Source organism: Acidovorax sp. GW101-11A03 (genome assembly GCF_059424825.1).
Map to the genome: position 1 here is coordinate 1 of NZ_JBWKZU010000044.1, position 13922 is coordinate 13922.

At 65.6% G+C, this 13922-nt stretch carries 14 protein-coding genes; 1 reads left to right on the forward strand and 13 read right to left on the reverse strand.

Annotation, left to right across the window (positions count from 1 at the left end; translation table 11 throughout):
- On the reverse strand, window positions 1-389 hold a 389-nt coding region (locus AC07Z7_RS17510), incomplete at its 3' end, for a tRNA-specific adenosine deaminase (protein WP_494767060.1).
- Window positions 390-730: 341 nt separating this feature from the next.
- On the opposite strand from AC07Z7_RS17510, the gene AC07Z7_RS17515 reads away from it, so the two are divergent.
- A complete protein-coding gene (locus AC07Z7_RS17515; RefSeq protein WP_494767061.1) occupies window positions 731-1726 on the forward strand; it encodes an isopenicillin N synthase family dioxygenase in 996 nt (331 codons plus the stop codon).
- 42 nt (window positions 1727-1768) lie between these two features.
- On the opposite strand, the gene otnI is transcribed toward AC07Z7_RS17515, so the two are convergent.
- The 12 genes from otnI to AC07Z7_RS17575 all read right to left on the reverse strand — a co-directional run bounded on the left by otnI (window position 1769) and on the right by AC07Z7_RS17575 (window position 13730).
- Entirely contained in the window at window positions 1769-2566 is a 798-nt protein-coding gene (otnI, locus tag AC07Z7_RS17520; protein WP_494767062.1) for a 2-oxo-tetronate isomerase, read from the reverse strand.
- Between the two features lie 24 nt (window positions 2567-2590).
- Window positions 2591-3658, reverse strand: a complete 1068-nt coding sequence (locus AC07Z7_RS17525) for an alpha/beta fold hydrolase (RefSeq protein WP_494767063.1) — start codon at window positions 3656-3658, stop codon at window positions 2591-2593.
- A gap of 57 nt (window positions 3659-3715) precedes the next feature.
- Window positions 3716-4405 (reverse strand): class II aldolase/adducin family protein, encoded by a 690-nt coding sequence (locus AC07Z7_RS17530; protein ID WP_494767086.1) that lies wholly within the window; start codon window positions 4403-4405, stop codon window positions 3716-3718.
- 17 nt (window positions 4406-4422) lie between these two features.
- The gene (gene otnK / locus AC07Z7_RS17535) at window positions 4423-5694 is read right to left on the reverse strand and encodes a 3-oxo-tetronate kinase (protein WP_494767064.1); all 1272 of its coding nucleotides are present in this window, start codon (window positions 5692-5694) and stop codon (window positions 4423-4425) included.
- The gene (gene ltnD, locus AC07Z7_RS17540) at window positions 5691-6605 is read right to left on the reverse strand and encodes an L-threonate dehydrogenase (protein WP_494767065.1); all 915 of its coding nucleotides are present in this window, start codon (window positions 6603-6605) and stop codon (window positions 5691-5693) included. The genes otnK and ltnD overlap by 4 nt, the downstream gene beginning before the upstream one ends.
- A 36-nt stretch (window positions 6606-6641) precedes the next feature.
- Window positions 6642-8009, reverse strand: coding sequence for a GntP family transporter (locus AC07Z7_RS17545; protein ID WP_494767066.1), 1368 nt, complete (start codon window positions 8007-8009; stop codon window positions 6642-6644).
- Window positions 8010-8342: 333 nt separating this feature from the next.
- Window positions 8343-9122: a FadR/GntR family transcriptional regulator gene (locus AC07Z7_RS17550; protein ID WP_494767067.1), complete on the reverse strand. Its 780-nt coding sequence runs from the start codon at window positions 9120-9122 to the stop codon at window positions 8343-8345.
- Window positions 9123-9239: 117 nt separating this feature from the next.
- Complete coding sequence (locus AC07Z7_RS17555) at window positions 9240-10283, reverse strand: patatin-like phospholipase family protein (RefSeq protein WP_494767068.1); 1044 nt, start codon at window positions 10281-10283, stop codon at window positions 9240-9242.
- Between the two features lie 130 nt (window positions 10284-10413).
- The gene (locus AC07Z7_RS17560) at window positions 10414-10902 is read right to left on the reverse strand and encodes a nucleoside deaminase (protein WP_494767069.1); all 489 of its coding nucleotides are present in this window, start codon (window positions 10900-10902) and stop codon (window positions 10414-10416) included.
- A complete protein-coding gene (locus tag AC07Z7_RS17565) occupies window positions 10895-11662 on the reverse strand; it encodes an ABC transporter permease (protein ID WP_094286831.1) in 768 nt (255 codons plus the stop codon). Before AC07Z7_RS17565 ends, AC07Z7_RS17560 begins: the two co-directional genes overlap by 8 nt.
- Before the next feature lie 24 nt (window positions 11663-11686).
- A complete protein-coding gene (locus tag AC07Z7_RS17570; RefSeq protein ID WP_121943596.1) occupies window positions 11687-12511 on the reverse strand; it encodes an ABC transporter ATP-binding protein in 825 nt (274 codons plus the stop codon).
- Between the two features lie 187 nt (window positions 12512-12698).
- Window positions 12699-13730, reverse strand: a complete 1032-nt coding sequence (locus tag AC07Z7_RS17575; RefSeq protein WP_094286835.1) for an ABC transporter substrate-binding protein — start codon at window positions 13728-13730, stop codon at window positions 12699-12701.
- Between the last annotated feature and the right edge of the window lie 192 nt (window positions 13731-13922).

Genomic DNA, 13922 nt, shown 5'->3' on the forward strand with positions numbered 1-13922 from the left:
GATGAATACAGCGTGGCCTTGGCCAAGGCATCGCGACCCACGCGCGGGCTCAGTTGGCGCACGGCATTGGTCTCGGCGTGGCCGGTGCAGTCGCCGGTCTCGGTGGTGTTGCAGTAGGCCTCGGCGAGCAGGCGCCCTTCGGCACTGATGACCACCGCACCAAACGGACGGTTGCCGCGTGCGCGGGCGGTGCACGACCAGGCAATGGCCTGGCGCAGGTAGGTGCCGTCGGTGTCGTTGATGGGGGTGGGGTCGTCAAAGCTGGCCGGGGGTGCAGACATGAGCGCGTGCATGGTGTAGGTGTCTCCGTCGATGGTGGGTGGTTGGCTGTCGTTGTGCAACGCCGGACTGTCTGCACGCCCGCCGTTGTGGTGCAGGGCGCTATGCATTTGGCATGCCAATCACAATCAGTGACATGTGTGCATGGCTTTGGACGCGCTGTGCACAAGCGCTCTGACTTTGCGCGGGCACACGCGCAAGGCGCTGTGGGCATTCTTCTTGCATCGCTATTGGCAAGAGTAGAAGCGTTCACTGCATCGCCCCATGCAACCCTGTACGAGGCGATGCCAGTCGGAAATTGCTCTTGAAGCCCGCTGTGCGCACAGCGGTGTGCGTTGGCACACCGTGGCTTCAAGGGTTGAACGGCCGGCCGCAGCAGGCGGTGCCAAACGCTCATGAAGCACTCAGCGGGAGGGCCTTTCTTCCTTCCACTTGTCTTCAGGAGAACTGCATGACCACCACTGCCACCTACGACCTCGCCGAGCTGCAAAAAGAAACGCGTATGGGCGCGATGGGCTCGGAAACCGCAAGCCGCGAGATCCGCCGCATCGACCTCAGCCACTTTGCGCAGCGCAAGACCGAGATTGCCGACCAGCTGTGGGACGCCGCCGTCGATGTCGGCTTTTTCCAGATCGTGAACCACGGCATTGACCTGGCCGAGGTGCACAACGCCTTCGCGATGACCGAGCGCTTCTTTGCGCTGCCCGACGCCGTGAAGGCGCAGTACCCGCTCAAGAAGGCGCTCAACGTGGGCTGGGAGAGTCGCGCGCAGGTGCGCCCCTCCACCGGCACACCGGACCAGAAGGAGTCGTACCAGATCACCCGCCCGCACATGGCGGGTCTGTGGCCCACCGACGAGGAGCTGGCGGGCTTTCAGGCCACCATGCTCGCCTTCGAAGGCCAGTGCTGGCAGGTGGCCATGCAGGTGCTGTCGTGCTTTGCGTGGAAGCTCGGGTTTGACGAGGCCTTCTTTGCCCGTGCGCACGACCCTGCGCAGGCCAGCTACCAAAGCACCTTGCGCCTGCTGCACTACTTTGCGACCCCGCCCGAGCAACAAGCCAGCCTGGGCCTGTGGCGCGCGGGGGCACATACCGACTTTGATTGCCTGACCCTGCTCTTTCAGCGCCAGGGCCAGGGCGGTTTGCAGGTGTGCCCAGGCAAGGAGATGGACACCCAGGCCTGGACCTCGGTGGAGCCCGACGAGCAGGCCATCACCTGCAACATCGGGGACATGCTGATGCGCTGGAGCGACGACCAGCTGCCCAGCAATTTCCACCGTGTGAAGAACCCTTTGCCGGGCGAGTACATGGGGCCGCGCTACAGCATCGCCTTCTTCGCCCAGGCCAACCGCGACGCCATCATCGAAGGGCCGGGCAAGAAGTACCCCGCGATTGCGGCAGGTGACTACCTGAACCAGCGGGTGGCGGCGAACTTCAAGGCGTATTGACGGTGTAGCGACGGCACGCTGGTTGCCAGGTCGCTGTGTGGCCTACAGCCAGGGCTTGAGCCAACCCAGCCCGTCGCTGGTGGCGTGCGCTGCCCCCCCGCGCGCGGGGCGGTATTCGCAGCCAATCCAGCCGTCGTAGCCTAGGCTGTCCAGTAGCTTGAACAAGTAGGTGTAGTTCAGCTCGCCCACATCAGGCTCGTGGCGCTCGGGCACACCGGCAATCTGGAAGTGGCCGACGTTGCCCGTGGGCAGGTATTGGCGCACCTTCATGGCCAGGTCGCCTTCCACGATCTGGCAGTGGTACAGGTCCATCTGCACCTTCACGTTGCTGGCACCGATCTCGGCAATCAGCGCATGGGCCTCGTCCTGGCGGCTCAGGAAGAAGCCGGGCATGTCGCGGCCGTTGATGGGCTCCAGCAGGATCTGGATGCCGTGCGGCGCAGCCTGTTCGGCGGCATAACGCACGTTAGCGATGTAGGTGGCGCGCACGGTGGCCGCGTCCGCACCCTGGGGCACCAGCCCGGCCATCACGTGGATGCGGGGGCATTGCAGGGCCTGGGCGTATTCGATGGCTTTGGCAATGCCTTCACGGAACTCGGCCTCGCGCCCGGGCAGGCAGGCCAGCCCGCGCTCGCCCGCGTCCCAGTTGCCGGGCGGGGCGTTGAACAGCACCTGCTGCAGGCCGTTGGCTTGCAGGCGTTGGGCCAACTCTTGGGCTGGGTAGGCGTAGGGAAAGAGGTATTCCACGGCCTTGAAGCCATCACGCGCAGCGGCGGCAAAACGGTCGAGAAAGTCCACGTCGTTGTAGAGCATGGACAGGTTGGCAGCGAAGCGGGGCATGAAAGATTCCTGAGAAAAAAGCGGTCAGCGGCGCGGTGCGCTGGTGAGCACCTGCGCCAGCCGGTCTTGGTAAAAGCGCGCCAGGCCTACCGTGCTGTGGCCGAGGGTGTCGGCGCTGGCAGGGATCACGTAGGCTTGGGCGTGCGGGATGCGGGCGATGGCTTTGTCCAGCACGCCCAGCTCGGGTGGGTTGCGCTCATCGTCTGCCGAGTTGATGGCCAGCACGCGCGCGGTGATGCGTTCCAGCCCGGGCTCGGGGTCGTAGTCGCGCGATGCTTCCCACTGGTAGATGTGGTCGTTGGCATCGCCACGGAAAGGGGCCTTGAGGCGTTGCTCCACCAGCGCATCGGCCGCAGCGCGGTTGGGGGCCAGCTTTTGCAAGCCTTGATTGCCCCCGTTCGTGCCGGTGCCAAAGAACACCGATGCAAACTGCAGGCTGCGGGGCTGGCGGGTGTAGTTGCCGCCTTGCCATTCGGGGTCGTTGCGGATGGCTTCGACCAGCAGGCGGCGCATCATCCAGTTGCGGCCCGACATGGTGGTGGGCAGCGAGGCCATGGGTACGGCAATGTCCATGAAGTTGGGGTAGCGCTGGGCCCATACCCAGGTGTGCATGCCGCCCATGGAGTTGCCAATGATGGCGCGCACATGGCGCAGGCCCAGGTGCTCGGTCAGAAGGCGGTATTGGGCCTGCACCATGTCGTCATAGTTGTAGGCTGGAAAGGCGGCGCGCAGGCCGTCTGAGGGTTTGCTGGAGCGGCCGGTGCCGATGGCGTCTGGCAGGATGATGAAGTGCTTGCGTGCATCCAGCAGTTGGCCGGGGCCAAACAGCGTGCCTGCAAAACCGGGGGTGAGCATGCTTTCTGCCGAGCCATTGGTGCCATGCAGCACCAGCACGGGCTCTCCAGTGGGCTCGCCCACGGTGGAGTAGGCCAGCTTGAGTTCGGGCAAGGTCTGGCCGGTGTGGAAGCGGAAGTCTTTGACAACCCATTCCCCATGCTTGGGGGCGGGGTAGTCCGCAGCCGATGCGCCGCCTGTGGCCAGCACGCCCAGCAGCACGGGGGCAAAGGCTTTGCGCCAGAAAGAAAGGGTCATGGTTTGTCTCCTTGTGTGTGTTCTTTCGTCCCCCGCGCCATGGGCGCAGCCCGCCCGTTACCAGTGGGCACCAAAGCTCTGGCGCAGCTCTTCAATCTGGGGCTCGGTCAGCGGCGTGGGGCGGGGCTGGCACAGCAGCCACAGGCGTGCGGTTTCTTCCAGCTCTTCCAGTACGGCCATGGCGGCGGCAGGTGTGTCGTGCCACACGTTGGGCCCCAGGCGCGCCAGCATCACCGCGCGCACAGGGCTGCCCTGTGTGGCATAGAGGGTGATGGTCTGCGCCACCAGCGTTGCCGCTGCGGCATCACCGGGGCGGTGGTAGGGGATGTGCGGCACGCGGCCCACCTTCATGACGAAGTAGGGCGTGATGGGCGGCAGCAATTGCGCATCCGGTGCCAGTTGCCCATCTGCAGCGGTGTCGGCCTGCAGCGAGCAGGCCACCAGATGCGTGCTGTGCGTATGGATCACGCAGCGCGCGGGGGCTGCTGTCGATGCCGACGCTTCGTAAATCTGCCGGTGCAGCGTTATGGTCTTGCTGGCCCGGTCGCCCGCCACCTGCTGGCCCAGGGCGTCCAGGTGCGCCAGCCGCTCGGGCTGCAGGGTGCCCAGGCAGGCATCGGTGGGGGTGATGAGGTAGCCGTCGGCCAGGCGCACACTGATGTTGCCGGCGGTGGCGTGCACATAGCCCCGCTCAAACAGGCTGCGGCCCACGCGGCAGATCTCGTCGCGGGCCTGGCTCTCGTCCATGAAGGCGGGGGTAGAGGTCATCCCTGCAATTGTGCAAAAGCCTTGGTGAAGAAGTCGGTGCTGCCAAAATTGCCCGACTTCAGCGTGATGTGCAGCCCGTCCTTGGCGTCGGGGGCCACCGCATGGCACCACGGCACGCCGGGGTCGATCTGCGCGCCAATGCGCATTTGCGTGATGCCCAGGGTCTGCACGCAGGCGCCGGATGTTTCACCGCCCGCCGTGATGAGCTGGCGCACACCGCGTTGCACCAGGCCACGGGCAATGGCTGCAATGGTGTCTTCCACCATGGCCCCAGCTTTCTCGGAACCCAGCTTGCCCTGAATGGCGCGTACGGCTGAGGGTTCGGCGGTGGAGTACACCAGCACCGGGCCTTGGCCGAGGTGGCCTTCGGCCCAGGCCAGCGCTTCGGCGGCTACGTCCACGCCTGCCGCAATGCGCAGTGGGTCGATGGCCAGGGCGGGCTTGCCTGCCTTGATGAAATCCATCACCTGCTGGTTGGTGGCTACCGAGCAACTGCCCGACACGATGGCCTGCAGCCCTTGCGCCGCAGGCAGGCGGGCGGCCTCGTTGCTGGGGGCCACGCCAAAGTTGCCCGGCAGGCCAATGGCCACGCCTGAGCCTGCAGTGACCAGTGGCATGCCCTTGAGGGCCGGGCCCAGGCGCAGCAGGTCGGCGTTCGACACTGCATCGACCACAGCCATGCGCACGCCATCGGCCTTGAGCTGGTCGATGCGCGCACGGATAGCGGCCTCGCCCTGCGCGACCACGCTGTGGTCAATCAGGCCCACGCGGCTTTCGGTCTGCGCCTGCAGCACGCGCACCAGATTGGGGTCGGTCATGGGTGTGAGCGGGTGGTTCTGCATGCCGCTCTCGCTGAGCAGCACATCGCCCACAAACAGGTAGCCCTTGAACACGGTGCGCTTGTTGTCGGGGAAGGCGGGCGTGGCGATGGTGAAGTCGGTGCCCAGGGCCTGCATCAGCGCATCGGTCACGGGGCCGATGTTGCCATCGGCCGTGCTGTCAAAGGTGGAGCAGTACTTGAAGTAGATCTGCTCGGCGCCTTGCGCTTTCAGCCATTGCAGCGCCTCAAGCGACTGGGCAATCGCTTCGTCTTTTGGAATGGTGCGCGACTTGAGCGCGACCACAATGGCGTCTGCCTCGGCGTCGAGCGGTGCGGTGGGCACGCCCATGGCCTGCACCACGCGCATGCCTGCGCGCACCAGGTTGTTGGCCAGGTCGGTCGCGCCGGTGAAGTCGTCGGCAATGCAGCCCAGCAGTGCGCGTGTCATGCCTTTTTCTCCTTGCCTTCGGGCAGGGTGATACCCGGGAAGATCTTGATCACGGCGCTGTCGTCTTCCTTGGCAAAGCCAGCGGTGGACGCTTGCATGAACATCTGGTGCGCGGTGGCAGCCAGCGGCAGAGGGAATTTGCTGGCGCGTGCGGTGTCCAGCACCAGGCCCAGGTCCTTCACGAAGATGTCCACTGCCGACAGCGGCGTGTAGTCGCCCGCTAGCACATGGGCCATGCGGTTTTCAAACATCCAGCTGTTGCCCGCGCTGTTCGTGATCACTTCATACAAGGCGCTGGCTTCCACGCCCTCGCGCAGGCCCAGTGCCATGGCTTCGGCGGCCACGGCAATATGCACACCCGCCAGCAGCTGGTTGATGATCTTGACCTTGCTGCCCGCGCCCGCCTTGTCGCCCAGGCGGTACACCTTTCCGGCCATGCCGTCGAGCACGGCGCCCGCAGCGGCATAGGCCTCGGGCTTGGCCGAGGTCATCATGGTCATCTGGCCTGAAGCAGCTTTGGCTGCGCCGCCGGAGATGGGCGCGTCCACATAGTGCAGGCCCAGGGCGTTGAGGCGCGCTTCCTGCGCCACCGACCAGTTGGGGTCCACGGTGGAGCACATCACAAAGGTGCTGCCGGGGCGCATGGTGCTGGCTGCACCGCCCTTGCCGTCGTCGCCAAACAGCACGCTCTCGGTCTGCGCGGCGTTGACCACCACCGACACCACTACATCACTCACCGCCGCCAATGCAGCGGTGGTGGCGTGGGCCGTGCCGCCGCCGGCCACAAAGGCATCGGCCACGCCGGGGCGCACGTCGCACACGTGGATGGTGAAACCGTTGTTGCGCAGGGTCTTGGCAATGCCGGCGCCCATGGCGCCCAGGCCGATGATGCCGACGGTGGGTTTTGTCATGTTGTCAGTCCTTCAATGAAATTCAAAAGAGGGCGCTCAGGCCACCAGCACCCAAAGCAAGGCCGTGAGTGCAAAACCCGCCAGGCCCAGTACCGTGGTCAGCACGGTCCAGGTGCGCAGGCCATCACCCACGCTCAGGCCCAGGTAGCGGGTCACGATCCAGAAGCCCGAATCGTTGACGTGCGACAGGCCCAGGCTGCCAAAGCCAATGGCAACCGTGAGCAGCGCCACTTGCAAGGGGGAATACCCGCCACCGGCCATCGCATCGGCCAGCAGGCCGCAGGTGGTGATGATGGCCACGGTGGCTGAACCCTGGGCGGCGCGCAGGGCCAGAGAGATGATGAACGCCAGCAGGATCAGGGGCAGGTGCGTGGCCGTGAGGCTCTGCGACAGCGCCGCACCAATGCCGCTGGCCGTGAGTACCTTGGCAAACACGCCGCCAGCACCCGTCACCAGGATCACGGTGGCGGCCGGGGGCAGGGCGGATTCCATAATGGCGTTGGTGCGTTCACGGTTCCAGCCCTGGTTGCGGCCCAGCAGAAACATCGCCAGGCCCACGGCCACCATCAGCGCAAAGATGGGCGAGCCGATGAAGCCCAGCACGTTGCGCAGGCTGTCGCCCTTGGGCAGTAGGGTGGCGCCGGTGGTGCCTGCCATGATGAGGGCCAGTGGGATCAGGATGAGCGCCATGATCGTGCCCACGCCCGGTGCGCTGCGGGCCTTGGACGCGGTGCTGTCTTCGCTGCTGCCAAAGGCCGCAAACTGCTCTGCCGTGGTGGGCAGCAGGGGGTAGCCCTTGCGGTTGAGCCAGCCTGCTACGACCTGCGACAACGCCGCCAGCGGGATGCAGATGGCCAGGCCAATGATGGTGATCCAGCCGATGTCACCCTTGACGATGGCTGCCCCGCCGACGATGCCGGGGTGCGGTGGCACCACCACGTGCGCGGCCAGCATGATGCCCGCCACGGGCAGGCCGAACTTGATGGGGTTGACACCCGCCGCCTTGCAAAAGCCGTAGACGATGGGCACCAGGATGATGAAGCCCACATCAAAAAACACCGGGATGGCCAGCACCAGCGCGGCGGCCGTGAGTGCCATGGGCACCCGTGTGGGGCCCAGCAGCTGCGTGAAGCGGTTGGCCAGGCTGGCCGCACCGCCCGAGACCTCGATCATGCGCCCCAGCATGGAGCCCAGCGCCACCAGGATGGCGACCGAACCCAGCGTGCCGCCCATGCCCGCAATCAGCGTGCTGATGATGTCGCCAATGGGCATGCCGGTGGCAAACGCCACCAGAAAGCTCACCAGCATCATCGCCACGAAGGCGTGGACCTGCCAGCGGATGATGAGCAACAGGAGCAGGGCAATGCTGCCGGCGCCGATGCCGAGAAGTGCGAGGGTGGACATGAACGGGGTATCTCCGGGATGGAAGGGGACAGGCCCAGGCAGCCCAAAAAAACCAGGCCCTGGGACGGCCTGGTTTTGGTGCCTGGTTGCACCTTGGTTGGTGTGTTTATATGGTTATCATACAAATTATTGCGCACCATTTTGGTTCGGGTTAACCCGCATGCACGGACTAGAGAGGCGGGTTGGGCGGCGCTATTTGAAGGTTTTTTGGCCCTCTGCGCGCAACTGGTAAGCGATGTAAGCTATCAATTTAATAGCTTTTTGCGGGGAAAAGCATCCTCTGATCCGCCTGCGCAACGGCCGTGTGCTGCGGGAGCCGGGTCTCCGCCGGGTTCAGAACACCAGCGGCGTGGATGCCGCCACCAGCGGCTGGGCCAGCCGCGCGCCGTCCTGGGCCCAGAACGACAGGTCGGCCTGCTCGATGCGGGCCAGTGCATTCTTCATGTGCTGCGCCGCAGCGGCGCGTGCGGCCACCGGGTCACCCGCCTCGATGGCGCGCACGATCTGCGTGTGTTCGTGGGTCACGGCGTCGGCAAAGTCCTCGCGCCGTGCCTCGTTGGCGCGGGTCACGCGGGTCGCGCCTTTCAGGAACTGGGCGAGGTAGTCCAGCGTGCTGATCATGAAAGGGTTGCCCGCTGCCTGCGCAATGGCGCGGTGGAACAGCACGTCTTCCTCCACCCCGTCGTGGCCCGCGCGCACGGCATCGGCAATGCGCTGCATGGCGGCGCGGATGGCGACAATGTCTTCATCGGTGCGGCGCAGGGCTGCCAGCTCGGCCACCTCAGCTTCGAGCGCTCGGCGCACTTCCACAATCTGCATCACCGCCTCGCGAGATGCCGCAAGGGGCACATCAAACTGCAGCGGTTCGATGCCCGGCGCCAGCACATACAAGCCGCTGCCCTGCCGCGAGTCCACCAGCCCCAACGACTTGAGGCGCGAGATCGCCTCGCGCACCACTGTGCGGCTGACCTGAAACTGCTGCGCCAGCACGGCCTCGGTAGGCAGCTTTTGCGCAGCCTGGATGCGGCCCGCGCGGATCTCTGCCTCCAGCGCACTGGCCACCTGGTCGGAGAGCTTGGCGCTGGGTTTGACGGCGGAGAACGGCGAAGACATGGAATGGGTGGGGCGGGCAGTGTGGGGCGTGAACGCGTTGTCGGGTGATGCGGGCAGGCTTTGGGCGCAGTGGACTTTACCCGAAGGGGGCTGTGTCGGAAGGGTTTGTTGGCTGCTCTACTTGGGTGCCAGGCAGGAGTCGTCCAGCTTGGCCAGGCCCGCCAGCTTTTGCAGCCGGCTGCGGTTGTCCAGGCAGGCCTGGTACTGCGCCTCGGCCGCTTTCTGCTGGGCCTGCGTCGCCGCCTTGGCGCGTTCGGCCTGCATCTGGGCCACGCGCTCGCGGATCTGCGGCATCACGGCCAGCGCGGCCTTTTCGCCTTCCACGATGGCATTGGCGCGCTGGCTGAAGTCGGCGGCACCAATGTCCAGCACCTGCGGGCGGACGATCACGTCGGCGCGCGCCAGCTCGGCCTGGCCCAGCTTCTGGCCCATGATGGCAATCGACTGGTTGAGCGCGCCCAGCATATTGCCCGGCGTCTGGCCCCGGGCCTTGTTGGAGATGTCCACGGCAATCACGATGTCGGCACCCAGCTGGCGTGCGGCATCCACCGGCACGGGGCTCACGATGCCGCCATCTACGAAGTGGTATTTGCCAATCGTGACGGGCTGGAACACGCCCGGCACGCTGCTCGATGCGCGCACGGCCTGACCGGTGTTGCCGCGTGCAAATACGGTGCGCTCACCGTCTTCCAGCCGCGTGGCGACGACCACAAAGGGCTTGGCCATCTGCTCCAGCGGTTTGCGGCGCACCTGCTCGTTCACATAGTCTTCCAGCTTCTGCCCCAGTACCAGGCCGCCGGACGAGAGCTGCAGGTCGCGGATCTTGGCTTCGTCCAGCGCCACGGCCTTTTCCTGCATCTCAAAGGCATTCATGCCGCTGGCATACAGCGCGCCGACCACGCTGCCTGCGCTGGTGCCCGAGACCACGGCGGGTGCCAGGCCATTGGCCTCCAGCATCTTGATCACACCGATGTGCGCAAACCCCTTGGCCGCACCGCCACCCAGGGCGATGCCAATGCGGATGGGGGGCGTGGTGGATGGGGTCGCTGCGACTGGTGTGGCGTCACCCGCCGCTGGCTGGGTGGGCGCGGTGCCGCCGCATGCGGCCAGACCTGCTGCGGCCCCAAGGGCCAGAAGGCGCAAAAGAATGGTCAAGCGCATGCCGGGTGATCCTGCTGTCGTCCAAACGGGGCGCGCAGTATAGCGGTAGGGTGCCTGCGGCCAACGTTGTGGGGGTGATTGTTCCTAAAAAAGGAGCGGTATGCGATTTGTGGGCGGGCGGTGGGGCCGTTTATTGCCAGAAATCGCGATGTAGGCCGGTTATCTCGTCCTGCAGTGCGGACACGGGGCCCATCACCTCGATGGGGCGCTGGCCGCTCGCAAACACCGTGCGGCAAGGCAGGGCCAGTGTGGGGTTGTCGGGGTGGTCGCCCGTCAGGGCGAGCAGGGCGGTTTCCTCGGCGCCATACAGCACACGGCCAATGCCCGCCCAGTAGATGGTGCCCGCACACATGGCGCAGGGCTCGAAGGTGGTGACCAGCGTGCACTGGGCCAGGTAGGCGCCGGGGTAGTTGGTCGCCGCCGTGCGCGCCAGCGTGCTCTCGGCATGGTTCACCGTGTCGATATTGCCCTGCTCGGCCAGCACCGTCTCGCCATCGGGCGCCACCAGCAGCGCGCCGAAGGGATGGCGGCCCATGTCCTTGGCGCGTTGGGCCACGGCGTTGGCGCGGCGCAGCAGTGTGGCTGCCTGGGCTTCGCTCAACGCCGTCGGGTTATTCACCTTGAGAACCCCGGTGCGCCCAGCCCGTGGTGCGTTTTTCGATCCAGCTGAACAGCTCGTACATCACCATGGCCATGGCGCCCACCACCATCAGGCCCGCAAACGCCAGGCCCATCTGCATCGATGAGCCCGCGCTGATCAGCAGGTAGCCGATGCCTTCGTTCGCAGCGGTCATCTCCGACACGGTGGTGCCCACAAAGGCCAGCGTGATGGCCACCTTGAGCGAGCCGTAGAAGTACGGCATGGAGCGGGGCAGGCCTACCTTGGTCAGCACGTCCCAGCGCTTGGCGCCCAGCACGCGCAGCACGTCTTCCAGCTCGGGCTCCAGCGTGGCAAGGCCGGTGGCGATGTTGACCATGATGGGGAAGAAGCTGATGAGGAACGCCGTGAGGATGGCCGGGCCCACGCCAATGCCGAACCACACCACCAGGATGGGCACGAAGGCGGCCTTGGGCAGCGCGTTGAAGGCCGTCATCAGCGGGTAGACCGCGGCATAGGCGATGCGCGAGCTGCCGATCACAAAACCGAGCAGCACACCCACCACGATGGCGATGCCAAAGCCCGCCATGGTGACCCAGAAGGTGCGCCAGGCATGGCCTGCGATGACGCCGCTGAACTCCACCAGCTGCACGCCGATGGCCCAGGGGCTGGGGAAGAGGTACTCGGGGATGCTGAAGGCCGAGCAGACGATTTGCCACAGCAGGATGGTGGCGACGAGCAAGATCCAGGGGGACCAGCGCTCCACGGTTTTCTTGTGCATGGGGATGAGGCGCTTTCTTTGTTCTTATTGCTGGATGGGCGCGCCCGCTTTGCGCAGGGCACCGATGTGGCCGCGCAGCTCGTGCACGATGTCGGTGAACTCCTTGGTGTAGGTCACCTCCAGGTCGCGCGGGCGGGGCAGCTCGATCTCTTTGCGCACCACAAACCGGCCGGGGCTCTTGCTCATCACATACACCGTGTCGGCCAGGAAGACCGATTCGCGCAGGTCATGCGTGACCAGGATCACGTTGAACTGCTGCTCGGTCCACAGGTCGCGCAGGATGCACCACAGCTCCTCGCGGGTGAAGGCGTCGAGTGCGCCGAAGGGCTCGTCGAGCAGCAGCATCTTGGGCTCGTGGATCAGCGCGCGGCAAATGCTGGCGCGCTGCTGCATGCCGCCCGACAGCTGCCAGGGGAACTTGTCTTCATAGCCCGCGAGGCCCACCTTTTGCAGCAGCTTGCGGGCGCGTTCTTCGTATTCCTTGCGTTTTTGCTTGAAGTTGCTGCGGTAGGGCTCGACGATTTCGAGCGGCAGCAGCACGTTGTCTACCGTGGTGCGCCAGGGCAGTAGTGACGGCGCCTGGAAGGCCATGCCCGACACCTTGAGCGGCCCGGTCACGGGTTGGCCGTCAATGAGGATCTTGCCCATCGAGGGCATCTTGAGGCCCGTGGCCAGCTTCATGAAGGTGGACTTGCCGCAGCCCGAAGGGCCGACGATGGCGATGAACTCGCCCTGGCGTACCTGCAGGTCGATGGCTTCGACCGCAAACTGGTTCTTGGCGCGCAGCTCGTCGTTGTACGCGAGCCAGACATCACGGAAGTCCACAAAGTAGGAATCAGCAGCCTGCATCAGAGGTCCGTAGTGAGTAGTGTTGGTGCACCGAGGTTGATGCTGGGTGCGGCCCAGGCCAGCGTCCCCGTGCAAGGGCCGCCATGCCGCGTAGGCGGCGCTTCGCTGGCGTGCACCGGGGGCGTCCCCCTCCCGACTCGCGCAGCGAGTCGAGAGAGGGGGAAGGCGCGAAGCGACTCAGGGGGTGTCACTTCTTCGGCAGAATGTTCAGCTCGGCTGTGCTGGGCAGGAAGCTGGGGTTCCACACATCGTCGGCGTTCACGCGGGTCTTGGTGTTGAACGCGTCAGACACCTGCGATGCCATCAGCGACAGGCGGCCGGGCACCACCTTGCCGAAGCCTTCGGCGCGCGCGTCGGGGCTGTTGATCACGGTGTCGATGGCCAGTTGCAGGCGGCGGGTTTCGAGCGGCACGTTCACGATGCCGTCGCGCGCCTTCACATGCTCGATGGCGGCGGCGGGGTTGGCGATCACTTCCTTGGCGCCCTTGGCAAATGCGGAGAGGAAAGCCTTGATGGCGGCCGGGTTCTCCTTGATGAGCTTGGGGCTGGCGATGATCACGTTGCCGTACAGCTTCACGCCGAAGTCGGCATAGGGCAGCACCACCACGTCGGCGGCCTTGGCGCCACGCGCTTCCAGGTTTAGCAGGCTCGTGAAGGTGAAGCCGGTGATGGCGTCCACATCGCCGCGCACCAGCATGGTTTCGCGCAGCGGGGGGTCCATGGCGGTCCAGGTCACGGCGCCAATGCCGTTGGCCTTCTGGAAGATGGGGAACGCGCGGCGGCCCGCGTCAAACACGGGGGCGCCCAGCTTCTTGCCGGCCAGGTCGGCGGGCTTGGCGATGCCGCTCTTCTTGAGCGCCATGACCGAGGCGGGCGTGTTGTTGTAGACCATCATCACCGCCACGGGCTTGTTCTGCGCGTCGGGGTTGTTGGCATGGAACTCCATCACGGCGGCCAGGTCGGCAAAACCCATGTCGTAGGTGCCCGAGGCGACGCGCTGCACCGCGCCGCCGGAGCCGTTGCCTGCGTCTACCGCCACATCCAGGCCCGCAGCCTTGAAGTAGCCCTTGGCCACGGGCTGCAGGAACAGGGCGGAGGGGCCCTCAAAGCGCCAGTCGAGCTGGAACTTGATGGGCGTGGTGGCTTGGGCCTGGGCCGTGCTGAAGGTGCTGGCGGTGGCGAGCAGAAGGGCTGCTTGCAGGAGGGTGCGTTTTTTCATGGATAGGTTCCTGTCAGAAGACGGCGGGAAAAGTGGGAGCAACAGACAGCGGGGGCACAGGCGAAAGCAAAAGCCGAAGCACGGGGCGCCCCAATGGTTCGTTACCACGCTATGGTGATCCAGTCAGCAAAAACGATGCCTGGTTTCACTGCGGCGGGGAGAGAGTGCGGGCTATTGTTCGCCAGTTTGGTG

Coding starts and splice junctions, on each gene's coding strand:
- AC07Z7_RS17515 (WP_494767061.1), top strand. CDS start 731: ATGACCACCACTGCCACCTACGACCTCGCCGAGCTGCAAAAAGAAACG.
- otnI (WP_494767062.1), bottom strand. CDS start 2,566: ATGCCCCGCTTCGCTGCCAACCTGTCCATGCTCTACAACGACGTGGAC.
- AC07Z7_RS17525 (WP_494767063.1), bottom strand. CDS start 3,658: ATGACCCTTTCTTTCTGGCGCAAAGCCTTTGCCCCCGTGCTGCTGGGC.
- AC07Z7_RS17530 (WP_494767086.1), bottom strand. CDS start 4,405: ATGGACGAGAGCCAGGCCCGCGACGAGATCTGCCGCGTGGGCCGCAGC.
- otnK (WP_494767064.1), bottom strand. CDS start 5,694: ATGACACGCGCACTGCTGGGCTGCATTGCCGACGACTTCACCGGCGCG.
- ltnD (WP_494767065.1), bottom strand. CDS start 6,605: ATGACAAAACCCACCGTCGGCATCATCGGCCTGGGCGCCATGGGCGCC.
- AC07Z7_RS17545 (WP_494767066.1), bottom strand. CDS start 8,009: ATGTCCACCCTCGCACTTCTCGGCATCGGCGCCGGCAGCATTGCCCTG.
- AC07Z7_RS17550 (WP_494767067.1), bottom strand. CDS start 9,122: ATGTCTTCGCCGTTCTCCGCCGTCAAACCCAGCGCCAAGCTCTCCGAC.
- AC07Z7_RS17555 (WP_494767068.1), bottom strand. CDS start 10,283: ATGCGCTTGACCATTCTTTTGCGCCTTCTGGCCCTTGGGGCCGCAGCA.
- AC07Z7_RS17565 (WP_094286831.1), bottom strand. CDS start 11,662: ATGCACAAGAAAACCGTGGAGCGCTGGTCCCCCTGGATCTTGCTCGTC.
- AC07Z7_RS17570 (WP_121943596.1), bottom strand. CDS start 12,511: ATGCAGGCTGCTGATTCCTACTTTGTGGACTTCCGTGATGTCTGGCTC.
- AC07Z7_RS17575 (WP_094286835.1), bottom strand. CDS start 13,730: ATGAAAAAACGCACCCTCCTGCAAGCAGCCCTTCTGCTCGCCACCGCC.